The 18,014-nt window shown below is 63.7% G+C and carries 14 protein-coding genes; 10 read left to right on the forward strand and 4 right to left on the reverse strand.

Annotation, left to right across the window (positions count from 1 at the left end):
- Window positions 1-2: 2 nt before the first annotated feature.
- Window positions 3-341, forward strand: a complete 339-nt coding sequence (gene sctX / locus ACS5Q0_RS01945) for a type III secretion apparatus assembly protein SctX (RefSeq protein ID WP_473124905.1) — start codon at window positions 3-5, stop codon at window positions 339-341.
- A gap of 27 nt (window positions 342-368) precedes the next feature.
- Here the strand turns inward: sctX and ACS5Q0_RS01950 are convergent, their stop codons facing one another.
- The 3 genes from ACS5Q0_RS01950 to ACS5Q0_RS01960 form a co-directional block, all read right to left on the reverse strand.
- Window positions 369-3,245 (reverse strand): FAD-binding and (Fe-S)-binding domain-containing protein, encoded by a 2,877-nt coding sequence (locus ACS5Q0_RS01950; protein ID WP_473124906.1) that lies wholly within the window; start codon window positions 3,243-3,245, stop codon window positions 369-371.
- Between the two features lie 63 nt (window positions 3,246-3,308).
- Entirely contained in the window at window positions 3,309-4,178 is an 870-nt protein-coding gene (locus ACS5Q0_RS01955; RefSeq protein WP_473124907.1) for an NAD(P)-dependent oxidoreductase, read from the reverse strand.
- Between the two features lie 170 nt (window positions 4,179-4,348).
- Window positions 4,349-5,587 carry a LysR family transcriptional regulator gene (locus tag ACS5Q0_RS01960; protein WP_473124908.1) on the reverse strand — a complete coding sequence of 413 codons (1,239 nt, stop codon included), beginning with the start codon at window positions 5,585-5,587 and terminating at the stop codon, window positions 4,349-4,351.
- Window positions 5,588-5,868: 281 nt separating this feature from the next.
- Here ACS5Q0_RS01960 and ACS5Q0_RS01965 point away from each other — a divergent pair, with 281 nt between their 5' ends.
- The 6 genes from ACS5Q0_RS01965 to ACS5Q0_RS01990 all read left to right on the forward strand — a co-directional run bounded on the left by ACS5Q0_RS01965 (window position 5,869) and on the right by ACS5Q0_RS01990 (window position 11,605).
- A complete protein-coding gene (locus ACS5Q0_RS01965) occupies window positions 5,869-7,356 on the forward strand; it encodes a tripartite tricarboxylate transporter permease (RefSeq protein ID WP_473124909.1) in 1,488 nt (495 codons plus the stop codon).
- A gap of 26 nt (window positions 7,357-7,382) precedes the next feature.
- On the forward strand, window positions 7,383-8,354 hold the full coding sequence (locus tag ACS5Q0_RS01970) for a tripartite tricarboxylate transporter substrate binding protein (protein ID WP_473124910.1): 972 nt from the start codon (window positions 7,383-7,385) through the stop codon (window positions 8,352-8,354).
- On the forward strand, window positions 8,351-8,827 hold the full coding sequence (locus ACS5Q0_RS01975; protein ID WP_473124911.1) for a tripartite tricarboxylate transporter TctB family protein: 477 nt from the start codon (window positions 8,351-8,353) through the stop codon (window positions 8,825-8,827). The genes ACS5Q0_RS01970 and ACS5Q0_RS01975 overlap by 4 nt, the downstream gene beginning before the upstream one ends.
- A 326-nt stretch (window positions 8,828-9,153) precedes the next feature.
- Window positions 9,154-10,182, forward strand: a complete 1,029-nt coding sequence (locus ACS5Q0_RS01980) for an amidohydrolase family protein (RefSeq protein WP_473124912.1) — start codon at window positions 9,154-9,156, stop codon at window positions 10,180-10,182.
- Window positions 10,183-10,193: 11 nt separating this feature from the next.
- Window positions 10,194-10,877: a 4-carboxy-4-hydroxy-2-oxoadipate aldolase/oxaloacetate decarboxylase gene (gene ligK / locus ACS5Q0_RS01985; RefSeq protein WP_473124913.1), complete on the forward strand. Its 684-nt coding sequence runs from the start codon at window positions 10,194-10,196 to the stop codon at window positions 10,875-10,877.
- 38 nt (window positions 10,878-10,915) lie between these two features.
- The gene (locus ACS5Q0_RS01990; protein ID WP_473124914.1) at window positions 10,916-11,605 is read left to right on the forward strand and encodes a substrate-binding domain-containing protein; all 690 of its coding nucleotides are present in this window, start codon (window positions 10,916-10,918) and stop codon (window positions 11,603-11,605) included.
- 136 nt (window positions 11,606-11,741) lie between these two features.
- Here ACS5Q0_RS01990 and kdgD read toward each other — a convergent pair whose 3' ends face one another.
- Window positions 11,742-12,647 carry a 5-dehydro-4-deoxyglucarate dehydratase gene (gene kdgD, locus ACS5Q0_RS01995; protein ID WP_473124915.1) on the reverse strand — a complete coding sequence of 302 codons (906 nt, stop codon included), beginning with the start codon at window positions 12,645-12,647 and terminating at the stop codon, window positions 11,742-11,744.
- 331 nt (window positions 12,648-12,978) lie between these two features.
- Here kdgD and ACS5Q0_RS02000 point away from each other — a divergent pair, with 331 nt between their 5' ends.
- The 3 genes from ACS5Q0_RS02000 (at window position 12,979) to ACS5Q0_RS02010 (ending at window position 18,001) form a co-directional block, all read left to right on the forward strand.
- On the forward strand, window positions 12,979-15,066 hold the full coding sequence (locus ACS5Q0_RS02000; protein ID WP_473124916.1) for a hydantoinase/oxoprolinase family protein: 2,088 nt from the start codon (window positions 12,979-12,981) through the stop codon (window positions 15,064-15,066).
- Window positions 15,067-15,085: 19 nt separating this feature from the next.
- Window positions 15,086-16,723 (forward strand): hydantoinase B/oxoprolinase family protein, encoded by a 1,638-nt coding sequence (locus ACS5Q0_RS02005; protein WP_473124917.1) that lies wholly within the window; start codon window positions 15,086-15,088, stop codon window positions 16,721-16,723.
- A gap of 75 nt (window positions 16,724-16,798) precedes the next feature.
- Window positions 16,799-18,001, forward strand: coding sequence for a pyridoxal phosphate-dependent aminotransferase (locus ACS5Q0_RS02010; protein ID WP_473124918.1), 1,203 nt, complete (start codon window positions 16,799-16,801; stop codon window positions 17,999-18,001).
- The last annotated feature ends 13 nt before the right edge of the window (window positions 18,002-18,014 follow it).

Consider the following 18,014-nt stretch of genomic DNA (forward strand, 5'->3'; position numbering starts at 1 on the left):
TCATGACGCAGGACAACCCTTTGACGGCGCTGACCGATGAGGATCTCGCACGGGTCGTCGGAGGCGCCGGTCTTCCGCACGATTCCTCTCTTCCGCGCCGTTCGGGTGAGGATATCCCGAGCATCGAGTTCGCCGAGGAACATCCCGTTTTGGGCAGAGACATGACCCTGCCGTCGCGATTCGAGCAGGCGCTGACGGGCGCGATCGAGAGATTGAAGCAAGCCGCCGAAGCGGGGGATCCGCAGTCCACCTTGGTCCAGGGAGCATCCAGGGCGATGCACGAGGACGCCAGATTGCGGGAACTCGTGAATCTCTACCGGGACGCTCTTCACAAGAAATAGCGCATCGTGCGGACCCAGCGGGCCGCGTCAAACGATGCGCTCGCTGTCGATGAGGTGCCGAATTCGCTGCAACGGGTGGAGCGTCTCCACATTCGCCTGAATGTCGCTTTGGCAGCGACAGGAAAAGCCCGTGGCCAGGATCGTCCCACTCGCCTCTTCCACATGCCGCCGCCAGGAGAGATCGAAAATCCTGGCTGACGTGCCGGCGTTGCGCGCCTCGTGTCCCCACGTGCCCGCCATGCCGCAGCAGCCCGCGTTCGGGATCGAGACGTCCTGCCCGAGCGCCTTGAAGATCGAAGCCCACTCGCCTTTGCCGCCCGGATGGAGCGTGCGCTCCGTGCAATGCAGCATCAGGGTGATAGGCGCGGGGACCTTGTTCCCCGCGCGAGCGGCCAGGGCCTCCGCCTGCGTGGCGAGCCATTGTTGCGGCAACAGAACCGGGACGCCTTCGGGGACCACATCGCGGTACTCGTCTCGATAGGCGAGGGTCATGGCAGGCTCGATGCCGACGAGGGTGAAACCCGCCTCCGACAGTTTTGTGAGGCTGGCGCCCATTCGGCGCGCCTGCCTTTCGAAGGCCTTGAGGCGGCCCAGAATGTGCAGCGGCTTCCCGTTCGGGCGGAAAGGCATGAGATAGGGCTCGAAGCCGAGCGCCTTGATCACAAAGGCCAGATCGAGCACCAGGTGAGGCTCGAAATAGCGCGTGAAGGCATCGGGCACGATCACGATGGCCCTGTCGGGATGCGGCAGGGCTGCGAGGTTCAGCGGCTTCAGCCCGACGGCTGCAAGATCGTCTCGGCCGAGAGCCCTCGGGAGCGCCGGAACATGGGTCAGGCCGAGGCCTTTGAGCAGCGGCGCGAAGGGGCCCCGCAGCGCGAGATTGGCGAGCTTCGGAAAGGCCGCCGCGAACGGCAAAAGCCGCTCGAGGCCGCCGAGGAGATGATCGCGGATCGGACGCGGGTTGCGGGCGTACCAGCTCTCCATGAACTGCGCGCGAAAGCGCGGCACATCCACCTGCACCGGGCAGGCGCGCGCACAGGCCTTGCAGGAGAGGCACTCGTCGAGGGCGTCTTTGACCTGTCTCTCGAAGCCGGGATCGGCCCGGCCCTCCGGGCCCCCTTGGCGCAGCCACTCGCGCACGAGAGCCGAGCGGCCCTTGGGCGAATTCCGGCGGTCGTTCGTGGCCTTGTAGGACGGGCACATGACCTCGTGATGCGCTTGGCTGAAGCAGGCGCCGTTGCCGTTGCACGACACCGCGCCCTCGTATTGCGCGCGCAAGGTCTCGGGGATCTGGCGGTCTGCCGCTCCCCGCAGGGGCACTCCGTCGATCCTGAGAAGCGCCGCTCCTCTGGTGGAGGCGATCTTGCCCGGGTTCAACTGGTCGCGCGGGTCGAAGGCGCGCTTGATCTCCTCGAGAGCCGGGTAGAGCGGCCCGAAGACCTGGGGCACGAATTCCGAACGCACGCCCTTGCCATGCTCGCCCCACAACAGACCGCCGTATTGGCGCGCCAGCGCCTCGACGCGCTCGGTCACGCGGCGTATGAGCGGCTCCTCCGCCGGATCGATGAGATCGAGAGCGGGGCGCACATGCAGCACGCCCGCATCGACATGGCCGAACATGCCGTATTGCAGCCCCTCGGCATCCAGCACCGCGCGGAACTCTCGAATGAAGGGTTCGAGGTTCTCAGGGGGAACGGCGCAATCCTCCACGAAGGGCATGGGCCGCCGCTTGCCTGCGGTGCGGCCCAGGAGACCCACGGCCTTCTTGCGCATCTCCGTGATCCTGGCGACGTCGCTCCCGCGCGCAAGGGTGTATCCGCGGCGTCCGTCCGCCGGATCGCGCAGCCGCGTCAGGGCGGCCTGGATCCGCGCCTTGACGGATGCTTCGTCATCGCCGGTGAACTCGACGAGGTTCACGCCCGTGGCCTCGGCATCGGGGAAGAAGGCGGAGACGTATTCCCAGACCGGATCCGCCTGGGCGAGGCCCAGCACGCGGCTGTCGACGGTCTCGACGGCGGCTGCGCCGAGGCCGGCCAGGACCCGGGCGTCCTTCAGGGCCGCCTGAAAGTCGTCATAGAAGACGTTGATCTGCTGCGAGACCTTCGGGATCGGGACAAGGTTGATCCTGGCCTCGGCGAGCATCGCAAGCGTGCCCTCGGAGCCGCAGAGAACGGCGCGGGGATCGATGCGCCCGTCCGCATCGCGCAGATGCGCGAGATCGTAGCCCGTCAGCGAGCGGTTCAGTTTGGGGAAGCGCTCCGCAATGAGCGCGGCGTTGTCGCGCGCAACCCGCTCGAGGGTTCGCAGGATGTCTCCCTCGTGGCCTTCGAGGGTGGCGATCTCCTGGGCCGTGCGGGGCTTGGTTTCGAGAACCTCGCCGCCCACCAGAACGGCCTTCAGCTCCAGAACGTGGTTCGACGTCTTGCCATAGAGGCAGGACCCTTGGCCGCAGGCGTCGGTGGAGATCATCCCGCCGATCGTGGCGCGATTGGAGGTCGACAGCTCGGGCGCGAAGAAGAGGCCGTGCGGCCGTAGCACTTCGTTGAGCCTGTCCTTGATCACGCCGGGTTGCACCCGCGCCCAGCGCTCCTCGACGTTGATCTCCAGAATGCCGGTGAGATGGCGCGAGAACTCGACGACCACGCCATGACCGAGCGATTGGCCGTTGGTGCCGGTGCCGCCGCCGCGCGGGCGCAGCACGATGTCCTCGAAACGAGGCTCGGCGAGAAGCCTGCCGATGCGTTGGAGATCCTGAACGGATCTTGGAAAGACGACGATGTCGGGCAGGACCTGATAGATCGAATTGTCCGTCGCCAGGACCTGACGCTCGGAGCGTTCATCCGAGAGATCTCCCTCGAACCCATCCGCTTTCAGCGCCGCCAGAAAATCCGCATAAGGTCCCATTGCTCTGTCATTCGTCACATGTGCGGTGGGGGCAGCCAAGCCACCCCCATCGGCCGTCCGGCGTCATTTCCCGAGGGCAAGACGCTTTTCAACGATTTCGGAAATCGCATCGCTCAGCTCGATTTTCCGAAGGTCCTTGGCGTCGATCGTGCCCTGGCTCTCCTGAATATCGGCGACGGCATCCGCGAGGCGCCCGACGAAGCCAAGCTCGTCGTAGGTCTTCGCAACCTCCCGCATTTCCGCCGCCCGGCGGATACCATGGCGGAGGGTCCGCTCAAACATGTATTCGATATTTTTCGGCCAGCCGAGACCCGGAAAGGTTTCCGCGAGCGAGCCCATCACGCGGTCGAGGCAACCCGAAGCGCGCGCCGCGAGCATGGTCTCCACCGTGAGCGCCTCGAGGCCCTTCACGAAGAGCGAGCGGACCATCTTGATGGCGGTGGCAGCCCCCACCTCGTGACCCACGGTCTCGAACGCGAAGCCGTGAGCCGCAAGAACAGGCTCGATATCGTCGGCGGTCTTGCCCGCGATAAGTACCGGAGTGGCGTGGCCGCGCGGATGGACGGGCGCCATCACGGCCATGTCGAGGTAGGAAGCGCCTGTGGCCTCCACGAGCGCCGCCGTTTCCCGTTTGCGGCCCGGCGAGACAGAGTTGATGTCGATGTAGAGCTGGCCCGGCTTCAGAGCGGACAGAGCCGATTTGGCCGCCTCGAGCGATTGATCGGCCGTCACGGCCGCGAAAACCCAGTCCGCGCCTTCGATGGCCGCTTTCACGGAAGACTCGAACCGCAATCCGCGCGAGCGAGCCTCGGCCGCCATGGCTTCGTCCTGCTTGAGGTCATAAGCTGCGATGAATTCGGCCTCGCCCTTGCCCTTGAGAGTGTCCGTGAAGGCGCGTGCGGCCTCGCCAAAGCCGATATACGCAATTTTCATGTGATGACCTCGGTTCTGAGTGCAGGATCGGCCTGCCTTGAAAGATCTCCGGAGGCGCCCCCGCTGCGGAGGAAAAGTCGCCTCTCTCCAAGACCGATTCTGTGCACCCAAAGCCGTGGAAATGCTTCATCGGAAGTTGTCGATTCACTATAAGAAAATGTGAAAGGGCATTATTTCGGAGGAACGAACCCTTCGATTTCCTCGGACAACACCTCATAGAAACTCTCCAGGAAAAGCAGCTGTGTTCTGCTCGGCAGCCAATCGCTTCTCATGGTGACGCCGATGGCACGTCCTCCGGCCGACACGTGAAAGCGCAACGGCGTGAGCAAGCCCAGTTTCACCTCCAGGGCCACTTGCCGCACCGAAAGAACGGCAAGGGCGTCGCTGTCGAGAAGAATCGAGCGCATCAACAAGGTGGAGGGCGCTTCGATCCGCACGCGCGGCCCTTCTCCCCGGCCCGCGAAAAGAGCATTGAGGGCATTGCGCACGGGCGTTCCCTCGCGCTGGGCGACCCATTCGCACGACGCCAGATCGTCGATGGAAACGTCTTTCCCTTCAAGCGGATGCCCCTTGCGCGCGATGATCGTGTAAGGATCGCTGAAAAGATACGTCTCGGTCACGTCGTCGGCGGGCGGGGGCTGGCGGATCGCGCCGATGAGCATGTCGGCATCGCCGGAACGCAGCGCCCGCAGCATCGTATCGTACACCCCCTCCAGTACGACGAAATCCACCTGCGGCGCCCGTGCCCGGGTGCGGTTGATGGCCTTGCCCAGGATAGAAGACCGGATCATGGGGAGCGAGGCGATGAGCACCCGCCCCTTCAGCGATCCGTCCGAGCCCTTCAGCTCCTCTTCGGCCGTGACGATTTCGCGAAGGGCGATCTGAAACTGGCGTGCCAGTTCCGCGCCCGCCCGGTTGGCGGCGAGCCCCTGCGGGGTCTTGGTGTAGAGCTCGTATCCGAGATTGCTCTCGACATCGCGGGCCGCCCGGTGAAGCGCGGAAACGGAAATGCCGTCCGCCTTCGCCGCCAGGAGCAGGGAACCATGATGGCTCACGGACACATGCGCGAAGATCTGAGAGGCCGTGAGGCGCGCGACAATATGGTTGCTCTGCGACAAGGTCGGCGCCGCCGCGCGTTCGGAGGCAACCATGATTCCCCTTTGAAGAATGCGAAAGAAGCGGTCGCATCGTTGCCAGAGAACACGGCCTTCCTTCGTCGGCTGGCTGCCGCCGCTTCTTCGCGTCAAGAGCGGGACGGCATAATGCTCTTCCAGGCGGGAAATGGCCTGCGTAATCGCCGGTTGAGCAATGTTCAGGCCTTTCGCCGCCGCGTTCAAAGATCCGAGCTCGCAGACCGACAGAAACATCCTCAGGTGGCGCAGGTTCGGGAAGTGGGCAGGCCGTTTCATCAAAACTTATATCACATTTCGTCACTTCTATTATCGCCGCGTGAACATTCCGACGCAATATGCCGGGAGTTTTAACCTATGCGCCTGATCACAAGGCAAACGGCGTGTGCGCTTGGGCGAAAGTCCATTTTCTCACAAACGTAGATAGGCATAGGAGGTCCCAAGGAGGGAGGAAGCATCATGGGCACGTTGCGACCATTCGATCGGCCTGGGCAGGCCCGGTCTCCTGAAACGAGACTTGGCTGTTAAAAGCGCCCTGTGACACGATCGAAGGCTTCATCATGCAAATACTCGTCGACACCCTCGGGGTGCTGTTTTCCTTCTCCGGGCTCTTGTCGCTCATCGCCGGCACGGCGATCGGGATCATTGTAGGGGCCTTGCCCGGTCTGGGACCCTCCATCGGCATCAGCCTTTTGATCCCCTTCACCTATACGATGACACCCGAGAACTCGATGCTGCTGCTGATTTCGCTGTATATGGCGGCGGAGTATGGCGGCTCGGTTTCGGCGATCCTGCTGTCGACGCCGGGCACGGCTGCCGCCGCGGCCACGACGATCGACGGGTTCGCGATGACCCAGCGGGGGCAGGCCAACAAGGCGCTCGCGATCTCGCTCTCGGCGTCGACCATCGGCGGGCTCGTCGGCGGCGTCGCCCTGCTGTTTCTCGCCATGCCGCTGTCCAAGCTCGCATTGCAGTTCGGCCCTGCGAGCTATTTCGCGGTTGGCTTGTTCGGTCTGACCTCGGTGGCCGCCCTTTCGGGCGGGTCCCTCATCAAGGGTCTGATCGGCGCCGCGTTCGGTCTGCTGCTCGCCTTCGTCGGCATCGATCCGATCGCGGGCATGCCGCGCTTCACCTTCAACCAGATCGCGCTCTTCGAAGGCATCCCGATGCTGGCCGTCCTGATCGGTCTCTTCGCGGTTTCCGAAGGCTTCATTCTCGCGGAAAGCGCCGGCAAGGCCCGTGGGCGCGTCTCCAAGGGCGCCGTGCGCGCGGTGTACCTGACGTTCCAAGAATGGAAGGAGCTGATCCGCACCATGATCTCCGGGTCGGTGATCGGCACCTTCCTCGGAATCCTGCCCGGCGTGGGCGGGAACATCGCCTGCTGGGTTGCCCGCGACTATGCCATGCGGCGCAACCCAAAGCTCCCTTTCGGCAAAGGCGAGCCGCGCGGCATCGCTGCGCCGGAATCGTCGAACAATGCGACCGTCGGCGGCGCGATGGTTCCGCTTCTCGCCCTCGGCGTGCCCGGTTCGCCCACCACGGCCGTCATCGTGGGTGCGCTCGTGCTTCACGGCTTGCGCCCCGGCCCGCAGCTCTTCACCGAGCAGCCCGTCCTCGTTTACACGATCCTGCTCGGATTGCTGCTGGCATGCGTGGTCATGTTCCTTCTCGCATCGCTCTCGCTGCCGTGGATGTCGCGGGTGATCAACCTGCCGGACTCCGTCCTGGCCGCCGGAATCCTGATCTTCGCGATCCTGGGCGCCTACTCGCTGCGCAACCTCGCCTTCGACGTCTGGCTGACCATCGGCTTCGGCGCTCTCGGGTACCTCATGAAGAAGCTCTCCTTCCCCGTTGCGCCCGTCGTGCTTGCGCTGGTCCTGGGCTATCTGGTGGAAACGAATTTCCGCACGGCTCTTGTGACGTCGCGCGGTTCCTACAGCATCTTCCTGACCGATCCCGTCTCGGTGATCTTCCTGGTCCTCAGCCTGGTGAGCATCCTTTACCCGGCCCGGCGGTCCTGGCGCGAAAAGACAATCAAAACAGCTTGAAAACATCTCTAGGAGGAAAACGCACCATGACGTTCAACCCATCACGCCGCTCGCTCCTCGCCGCTCTGGGCGCAGCACCGCTCGTGCTCCAGGTGAAAGGCGCATTTGCGGCCGGCTTCCCTGAAAAGGCGGTCAACCTCGTGGTCTGGTCCGGCGCAGGCGGCGCGCTCGATACCTATGGCCGTCAGCTCGCGGAGCTGCTCACCAAGGAGGCCGGCTGGACCGTCTCGGTCCAAAACCGCCCTGGCGGCTCGGGCGCCGTGGGCGTGTCCACCGTCTTGGCCCAACCGGCCGACGGCTACAACATTCTCGTGTGCACCGGAACGCTGACCTTCGGCATCGCGCAGGGCCTCATTCCCTTCAAGCTGCAGGATCTGCGTTACGTCCGCGCCATGCAGGCGGAGCCGTCATCCGTGGCCGTCCGCGCCGACAGCCCGTTCAAAACCCTGAACGACTTCGTCACCTCCATGCGCGAGAATCCGAACAAGCTCCGGGTCGGCGGCCATGCTCCGGCGGGCTTCCACCAATTCATTCTCTATCAGCTCGGCAAGCTCGGAAAATTCGAATCGGGATGGATCCCGCACGACGCATCCGGCAAGATTCCGCTCTCGCTGCTCGGTGGGCATATGGACGTCGCGATCATGACGCCCTCGAGCGGACTGTCGCAGGTGGAGAGCGGAGAAATCCGCCTGCTCGGAATCACCACCGAGGAACGCTCGCCTTTCTTCCCGAACGTGCCGACCTTCAAGGAGCAGGGTTACGACATCGTCGACTCGATCTGGCGCGGCGTCGCGGTGCACGGCAAAACCCCCGACGACGTCATGGGCAAGATCCAGGAAGCGATCGACAAGGTCGAGGCCTCCAAGGACTGGCTCGAATTCCAGAAGCGTGAGAAGCAGGAGAACATCAACCTCGGCGAGAAGGCCTATTCTGAGATGGTGCAGCGGCAGCTTGCCAATCAGACCGAGTTCCTGAAGTCGGTGGGTCTCGTGAAATGAGTTCGGCCGAGACGACAAGAGAGGAGGGCGGTGAAACCGCCGCCCTTCTGCTCGTCCAGAAACTCGTCGTCGCGGCGGCGGCACTCGCCTTCTTCACGATATTCTTCTGGATGGCGAAACAAATGCCGCCCGTGCGTGCGTCGGGCGACGTGGGATCGGCGTTCCTTCCGCTGATCCTGGCCGGGTTGGGGTTCGGTCTGAGCCTGTTCTACCTGTTCCAGATCGTGATCGGCCGCGACAGGACCAGATCGCCCGTTCAAGCCATGGCATTCGCCCTTCTGGTGCTGACGCTGGCGGCTTTCGGTTCGGTCTATTGGCTCGGGATGCCCGTCGGGCTCGGCATAGGCGCCGCGCTGATGGTCCTTCTCCTCGAGCGAGGGAAGAGGCCCTTTTGGGCGGTCGGAACAGGGATCATGTTCTGGGCGCTAACGCAGTTCGGCTTCGGCATGCTGCTGGGCGTGCCGCTGCTCTGAGCCTCCAAACCGCCCTGCGGTTCGTAAAAACAGTGCGAAGGCCCGCAACAGGCAGGCCTTCGCAAAACCGGATCGAATGTCACGAGGGCAAAGGCCGCTCCACATGCTCGCCCGACCCCGGACGGCTTTCGTGACGCAGCCCTGGAACTCGCACCCTGCGAGCCCTCCGGATGAAACATCGCGCAAGGTAGCATTGCTTCGCAGATGCATGGAATCGTTCGATCCGACCAGATTATTCATTTGTCTTCAGGTTTTGCTCCACGCACACCAGTAAGGCATCAGGTGCATCTCTTCGACAGCACTCAACCGACTTGAAAGGTGTTCCGATGATCATCGATTGTCATGGCCATTACACGACGGCCCCGAAGGCGCTCGAGGATTGGCGCAAGCGCCAGGTCGCCAGCATCTCCGATCCATCGCAGCGGCCGTCGGTTTCCGAGCTGAGAATCAGCGACGACGAGCTGCGCGAGACGATTGAGGGCAACCAGCTCCGCCTGATGCGGGAGCGCGGCCTGGATCTCACGATCTTCAGCCCGCGCGCGAGCTTCATGGCGCATCATATAGGCGATTTCTCGATTTCTTCGGAATGGGCCGCCATCTGCAACGAGCTCTGCTATCGCGTCTCGCAGCTTTTCCCGGACAACTTCATCGGAGCGGCCATGCTGCCGCAGAGCCCGGGCGTCGATCCCAAGACGTGCATTCCCGAGCTCGAGAAATGCGTGAAGGAATACGGCTTCGTCGGGATCAACCTGAATCCCGACCCCACCGGCGGCTACTGGAAAAGCCCCCCTCTGACCGACCGGCATTGGTATCCGATCTATGAGAAAATGGTGGAATTCGACATTCCGGCCATGGTCCACGTGTCGACGAGCTGCAACGCCTGTTTCCATACGACGGGCGCGCATTACATCAATGCCGACACCACGGCGGTGATGCAGCTCATCGAGGGCGATCTGTTCAAGGACTTTCCGACGCTCCGTTTCGTGGTTCCGCACGGGGGCGGCGCCGCTCCTTACCACTGGGGCCGGTATCGCGGCCTCGCCCAGGCGCTCGACAAACCCGAGCTGCGCGAGCACATCCTCAAGAACGTCTTCTTCGACACCTGCGTCTATCATCAGCCCGGCATCGATCTGCTGACGAAGGTCATCCCGGTCGAGAACATTCTCTTCGCCAGCGAGATGATCGGCGCGGTGCGTGGGATCGATCCCGAGACCGGGCATCATTTCGACGATACCAAGCGCTACATCGAGGCAACTCAGAACCTGAGTTCGGAAGACCGCTACAAGATCTACGAAGGCAACGCACGCCGCGTCTATCCACGCCTGGATGCCGCCCTGAAGGCGCGTGGACGATAAAGGACACCATCATGACCGAACTCGGAATCGTCAAACGGAACATCAATCGCGCGGACCGCGCCGCCGTCGACAGGCTTGCCGGATACGGCGTCTCGACCGTGCACGAGGCGATGGGGCGCGTCGGACTCCTGAAGCCGTATATGCGTCCGATCTATCCCGGCGCCCAGGTGTCGGGCACGGCCGTCACCGTGCTGCTGCATCCGGGCGACAACTGGATGATGCATGTCGTCGCGGAACAGATCCAGCCGGGCGATATCGTGGTCGCCGCCATCAGCGCCGAATGCACGGACGGCTATTTCGGCGATCTTCTCGCGACGAGCTTCAAGGCGCGCGGCGCAAGAGCGCTCATCATCGACGCGGGCGTACGCGACGTGAAAACCTTGACCGAGATGGGTTTCCCCGTGTGGAGCAAGTGCGTTTCCGCCAAGGGCACGGTCAAGGCGACGCTCGGTTCGGTGAACATCCCGATCGTCTGCGCGGGCGCGATGGTGGAGCCCGGCGATGCCATCGTGGCCGATGACGACGGTGTCGTGGTCGTGCCCGCCGCCCTGGTGCACAAGACCGCCGAAGCGGCAGCGGCGCGCGAAGCCAACGAAGAGAAGAAGCGCGCCACGCTGGCCGCCGGCACGCTCGGCCTGGACCTGTATCAGATGCGCGAGCCGCTGGCCCGGGCGGGGCTGAAATACATCGACTGAGATTGATGGAGCACGCCCCGTGAGGGAGGAGGTCCTCATTGGCAAAGCACATTGACGGCGTTTCATCCATGGCGACCCGGCAGATCCTGGCCGAACTCGCCGGGCTCTATGAGCAGAGGACGGGAGTGCCGGTCGCAATCCGCCCAATGGGGGGCGTGGAGGCGGCGAGGCTCGTTCGCGCCGGCCAGCCGACCGATGTCGTCATCCTCGCGTCGAAAGTGATGGAGCAGCTGGAGGCCGAGGAGCATCTCCTCCCGGGGACGCGAGCGGGCTTCGCCCGCTCCGGCATCGCGCTGGCAGTCCGCTCCGGCGCGGCCCGGCCCGGCATCGAGAGCGAAGAGGCCGTGAAGCAGGCTGTCCTGGCTGCGGGCAAGATCTGCTACTCCACAGGCCCGAGCGGCGACCACCTCATGCGGCTGCTGGACAGGTGGGGCATGGGCGAAGTGGCCGCGCAGCGCCTGCTGCAGGCGCCTCCAGGCGTGCCGGTGGGCACCATGGTCGCAAGAGGGGAGGCGGATCTCGGGTTGCAGCAACTCAGCGAGCTGCTGTCCGTCCCCGGAATCGAGATCCTCGGCCCCTTGCCGCAGGAGATCCAGGCGACCACCGTGTTTACAATGGGCATCTCGAAAACGTCGGCCCAGCCGGAAGAAGCTTATGCCCTGATCCGATTTCTGAACTCGGCGGAGGCAGACGAGGCGAAGCGCAAACAGGGCATGGAGCCCATATAGGCTCATTGCCTCCGACGTCTCACGATGCAGGCTGCAGGGATCATCCGCATCACTCCCAACCAGGAAGTCGCAGTGACCTTGTCTCGATGTCTCTGCAGGTTATGGGGAGGCGGGCCGGGCCCGCCTCCCGTTCAAGTTAGCGCCTGACCCGGTCGATCAGCGCCTGCAGCATCTGTTCTTCTTCCGCCGTCAGGTCCGTCAGGGGCGACCGGACGGGACCGGCCGAGAAGCCTTGAAGGCGCACGCCCGCCTTGACGGCGGAGACCGCGTAGCCTTTGGCCCGGCTGCGCAGGCGCATGAACGGATAGAAGAACTCTTGCAGGATCGCCTCGCAGCGCGCGCGGTCGTTGGCGCGCACCGCCGTGTAGAACTCCATCGCGAGTGCCGGGATGAAATTGAACACGGCCGAGGAGTAGGTGGTAAATCCGGCGCTCAGATAAGCTTCGGCAAAAAGTTCCGCTGTCGGCATGCCGCCGAGATAGGTCAGCCGATCACCGAGAGTCGCCGTGACCTGGCGGATCATGCCGATATCCCCCGTGCCGTCCTTGAAGCCGACGAGATTGGGACATTCGTCGCAAAGTCGCGCAAGGGTCTCCGGCTGAAGCACGGAGTTGTCGCGATTATAGACCATCACACCGATGCCGATGGAGGCGCAAACCCGCTTCACGTGCTGATAAAGCCCCTCTTGCGGCGCATCGATCAGGTAGTGCGGGAGCAGCAGGATTCCATCTGCGCCGGCGGCTTCAACCGCTTTGGCGATCGACACGGCAACTTCCGTGCCATACCCGCACCCGGCGATGATCGGCGTGGCGCCCGCCGCCTCCTTCGCCGCCCGGACGACCTGCGGAACCTCGTGAGGCTGCAGGGAGAAGAACTCGCCGGTGCCCCCGGCGGCGAACAGAGCCGCCGCCTTGTACTCTGCAAGCCAGGCAACGTGCCTTTGGTAGCTCTCGGCGTTGAACCGATGCTCCTCATCGAAATGCGTGACAGGGAAAGACAATAGGCCGGCGCCGATTGCCGCCTTCATATCCCGGGGATCCATTCGAAGCTCCTGTTTCCAACCCTAAGTCCTCAATCCTTAGCCGCCCGACTGGGATAGGTCAACAGTTGTATGATGAATTACATCATGCAGGAACGGAGCGCTACGGTGCCCATGTCATCGCCGTAAAATAAGGAGAATCGAAATCATGTCATCATACATATTATGTCCTTGACGCGCCGCAGCCGGCCATTCTACCTTCGAGGGCAAGTGCTTTCATCGGTGCGCCGAGGTCGGCTCGTGGGCCGTGGCATGAGTGCGCTCCGACAGCACGGCGTTGCAAGAACCAGCGTCGCGACATTGGCAAAGATCCATAACGGGAGAAGCAGCAGAAATGACGGCTGATGGCAATCAAGTCAGAGTAGGCGTCGACATCGGCGGTACGTTCACCGATGTCGCAATGGAAGTCGGCAATCGGCTTTATTCCACGAAGGTTCTGACCAATTATGCATTCCCCGAACAGGCCATCGTCGACGGAATTCGTCAGGTCACGGAATCGGCCGGGTTGATGCTCTCACAGATCGACATGGTCATCCACGGGACAACGCTGGCGACCAACGCTCTGATCGAGCGCCGTGGTGCGAAGATGGCGTTCGTGACGACCAAAGGGTTCCGCGATGTCATCGAGATGCGAACGGAAAACCGGTTCGAGCAGTACGATCTCGACATTGTCCTGCCCGCCCCCCTGGTCGAACGCAAGCACCGCTATGTCCTTGATGAGCGAATCGGGGCCGATGGATCCGTCCTCAAGGCGCTCGACTCCGCCGAGGTCGCGGAACTCGCCGACCGCCTTGCCGCCGCCCAGTTCGATAGTATCGCCATCGGCTTTATTCATTCGTATCTGAACGGCGTCCATGAGCGTCAGGTGCGCGATGCGCTCCTCAAACGCAATCCGCAGCTCTCGGTCTCGATTTCGTCGGAAGTCTCACCCCAGATGCGCGAATTCCAGCGGTTCAATACCGTCTGCGCCAATGCCTATGTCAAACCGCTGATGGCCTCCTACCTCAACCGCCTGGTCGGGCGTCTCTCGGAGGAGGGCGTCGCCTGCCCGATCTTCATGATGCATTCCGGTGGCGGCATCATCAGCGTCGAAAGCGCGATCGAGTTTCCGGTCAGGCTCTTGGAGTCCGGTCCGGCCGGGGGCGCCATCTTCGCAGCCGATATCGCGGCGCGCTACGGGCTGGACCAGGTTCTGTCCTATGACATGGGCGGCACCACGGCCAAGATCTGTCTGATCGAGGGGCAGGTTCCGAAGACCGCAAAGACATTCGAGGTCGCCCGCACCTACCGGTTCAAGAAAGGCAGCGGCATGCCGATCTCGATCCCGGTCATCGAGATGGTGGAAATCGGCGCCGGCGGCGGTTCCATCGCAACGGTCGATTCCATGCGCCAGATTCGTGTCGGCCCTCACAGCGCAGGATCCGAGCCCGGTCCGGCCTGCTACGGCCGCGGAGGACAGCATCCGACCGTCACGGACGCCGATCTGCTCCTGGGGCGGCTGGATCCCGATGAATTCGCAGGCGGTTCGTTCAAGCTGCTTCCTGCGGCCTCAAACGGCGCCGTGGAGCGTGACCTGGCGTCGAAGCTCGACATCGACAGCACCACCGCAGCTTTCGGATTGAGCGAAGTCGTCGACGAAAACATGAGCAACGCCGCCCGCATGCATGCGGTGGAGAACGGCAAGGAACTCTCCGAGTTCACACTGATCGCCTTCGGCGGAGCGGCGCCAATCCACGCGTCCCGCCTGTGCGAGAAGCTCGGCGTGCGCGAGTTGCTGATCCCGCCCGGCGCGGGCGTCGGGTCCGCCATCGGCTTCCTGCGCGCTCCCTTCGGCTACGAGTCCGTGCGCAGCGCCTACCTGCGGCTGAGCCGCTTCGATGCGGGCAAGATCAACGCGGTGCTGAAGGACCTGATCGGCGAGGCGACCTCCTTCGTGCATCTGGGCGCGCCCGGAATCACGCCTCAACTCGAATGCGTGGCCTATATGCGCTACCTCGGTCAGGGGTGGGAGGTTCCTGTTCCCGTAGAGGTCCGCGATTATGCGGACGCGGACGAGGCGACCTTCCGCAAGAATTTCGACGATCAATATACCCGCTTCTTCGGACGCCTGATCGACGGTCTGGATGTCGAGATCGTCAGCTGGTCCCTCCGGGCGAGTTCCGAGGTTCCGCCGCCGAGCGCCGTCGCCCGGACGCACGGCATGCGGGCCGTCGTTCCATCCGGCAAGCGGCAGGTCTTCGACGCGCAGAGCGGCCGGTTCCTCGAGGCTGGCGTCGTTGCCCGCAGCGCGATGAAGACCGGCGATTTCATCGCGGGGCCCGCCGTCATCACCGAACGAGAAACATCGACGATCGTCACCGTCGGGCGAGAGGCTGTGATGCAGGCAGACGGTTGCCTGCTGATCCGCGCGTCATCCGTCTGAAGGCCGAGGAGATTACATCATGACCCATTCTGCGCTGTCCGATGTCCACATGCAGATCATGTGGAACCGCCTGATCTCGGTCGTCGAGGAACAGGCCATCACCCTGATCCGCACGGCCTTCAGCACCAGCGTCCGCGAATCCGGCGATCTCTCGGCCGGTGTCTTCAACCGCGGCGGCAAGATGATCGCCCAGGCCGTCACCGGCACTCCGGGCCATGTGAATGCGATGGCCGAGGCCGTGGGCCACTTCATCAACGATATCGGCCCCGACAACATCTTCGAGGGCGACGTCTATATCACGAACGATCCCTGGAAAGGGACCGGTCACCTGCTCGACATCACCATGGTGACGCCCTCGTTCCGCAACGGCCAGCTGATCGGGTTCTTCGCCTGCACGGCGCATGTGGTCGATGTCGGCGGGCGCGGCTTCGGCCCGGACGCCAACGAGGTCTACGAGGAAGGCATCTTCATCCCGATCATGAAGTTCGTGGAGCGCGGCGTCGTCAACCGCGATCTCGTCAACATCCTTCGCCATAACGTCCGCGAAGCGCACCAGGTCGTCGGGGACGTGTACTCTCTCGCGGCCTGCAACGAGATCGGGCATCGCCGCCTGATGGATATGATGGACGAGTTCCATCTGCAGGATCTCGAAGCGCTTGCGGATTTCGTCTTCGAGAGAAGCTACACGGCGACGCTCGAGAAGATCGCGGCGCTGCCCCGGGGCTCCTACGACAACGTCATGCGGGTGGACGGTTACGGCAGCCCCATCGACATCGCGGTGCGCATCGATGTCGCCACGGATCATATCCTGGTTGATTTCGACGGCACCTCGGGCCCCAGTCCACTCGGCATCAACGTGCCGATGATCTACTCCAAAGCCTATGCGTGCTATGGCCTCAAATGCTCGCTGGCGCCGGAGATCCCGAACAATTACGGCTCGCTCCTGCCGTTCCAGGTGATCGCGCCCGAAGGATGCATCCTGAACGCGCAGCATCCGGCCCCGGTCGCGGTTCGTCACGTCCTGGGCCATTTCATCCCCGATGCCGTCCTGGGGGCCGTTCACAAGATGCTCCCCGGAAAGATCCCGGCCGAAGGATCGGGGGCGCTCTGGAACCTCCATCTCAGCGCGCGCCCGCTCCAAGGTGAAAGGGCTCCCAGGGATGGTGGCCAGCGGGCGGAAGTCCTGCTGTTCAACAGCGGAGGTGCGGGCGCCCGCCCGACCCTCGACGGGCTCAGCGCCACGGCTTTCCCGAGCGGCGTTCACACCATGTCCATCGAGGCGACCGAACATGTCGGCCCGGTCGTCTTCTGGCGCAAGGAGCTTCGTAACGGCTCAGGCGGGGCGGGCCAGTTCCGTGGTGGATTGGGCCAGGTCGTCGAGATCGCGGCGACCGAGGGGCACGAATTCTACTTCAACGCGATGTTCGACCGGATCGATCATCCGGCGCGCGGGCGCGCGGGCGGAGGCGATGGTGCTCCGGGTGCCGTGCTTCTGGACGATGGAACGCGGCTTGCCTCCAAGGGGCGCCAGCATGTGCCCTCCGGGCGACGGCTCGTGCTGCAGCTTCCCGGCGGCGGCGGATACGGTCCGACCGACAAGCGCAGTCCGGAAGCCGTGAAGCGGGACTTCGAGTTCGACTACGTTCTCAACGACTGAGCCGCAGGCCTTGAGGATCCGGGACTGCGCGAGCCGTTGCCGCAGTCCCGGTCCTTCGCCTCACGGAGGATGCAGGTGAAGTACGAAGCTGATCTGATCAGGAAGATCAAGGCCTCTCCGGCGATGGCCATCTCGCTGAAGGCGAAACAGATGTCGGCCTCGGGGACCGATGTCGTCGACCTGAGCGTGGGCGAGCCCGATTTCGCCACGCCGGCCCACATCATCGACGCGGCGATCGCGGCCATGCGCCGAGGGGAGACCCACTACACGGCCGCCGACGGCACCGCCGACCTCAAGGACGCCATCATCGAGAAGTTCCGGCGGGAGAACGATCTCGTCTTCTCGCGCGCCGAGGTCTCGGCGGGGAACGGAGCCAAGCAGATCATCTTCAACGCTCTGATGGCAACGCTCGAACCCGGCGACGAGGTTCTCGTTCCCACGCCATACTGGGTTTCGTATACCGACATGGTCGTGCTCTTGGGAGGCACGTTCAAGCTCCTCCCCTGCACCTATGATGAAGGCTACAAGCTGACGCCTGAGAAGCTCGACGCCGCACTGAGCGAGAAGACCCGCTGGCTGCTGCTGAACGCGCCGAACAATCCTTCGGGTGCCAGCTACACCCGTGCCGAGATGCGGGCCCTGGGGGACGTGATCGCCCGCTACCCGAATCTTCTGGTCCTGTCGGACGAGATCTACGAACAGATCACCTACGGCACGGAGCCGTTCTGTTCGTTCCTCAGCGCATGCCCGGAACTCCGGGAGCGGGTCCTCATCGTCAACGGCGTCTCGAAGGCCTATGCCATGACCGGGTGGCGCATCGGCTTCGCGGCTGGCCCCGCGGATTTGATTTCCGTTATGGCGAAGATCCAGTCTCAGAGCACCTCCAACCCGTGCTCGATCTCGCAGGCCGCCGCCGCCGCCGCATTGACGGGACCCCAGGACTTCGTGCGGGAGGCCCTCGCAGAATACAAGGTCCGTCGCGATCTCGTCTTGGAGGGGTTGCAATCCGTTCCCGGCCTGAGGCTGCGGGCACCGGACGGCGCCTTCTACGTCTTCCCGGAATGCAGCGCCTTGATCAACGGAGCGGCCGGCAACGGAAGGGCCGTCGAGGACGATGCTCAGCTCGCGGCCTATCTCCTCAACGAAGCTCACGTGGCGGTCGTGCCGGGCGCAGCCTTCGGGTCGGAGCCCTGCTTCCGCATCTCGTTCGCGACATCGCGGAGCAATCTCGAGAAAGCGGTCGATCGCATCGGCCGTGCCCTCGCTCGACTGGCCTGAGCGTCCAAGAGTT

Source organism: Microvirga sp. HS2 (assembly GCF_055792805.1).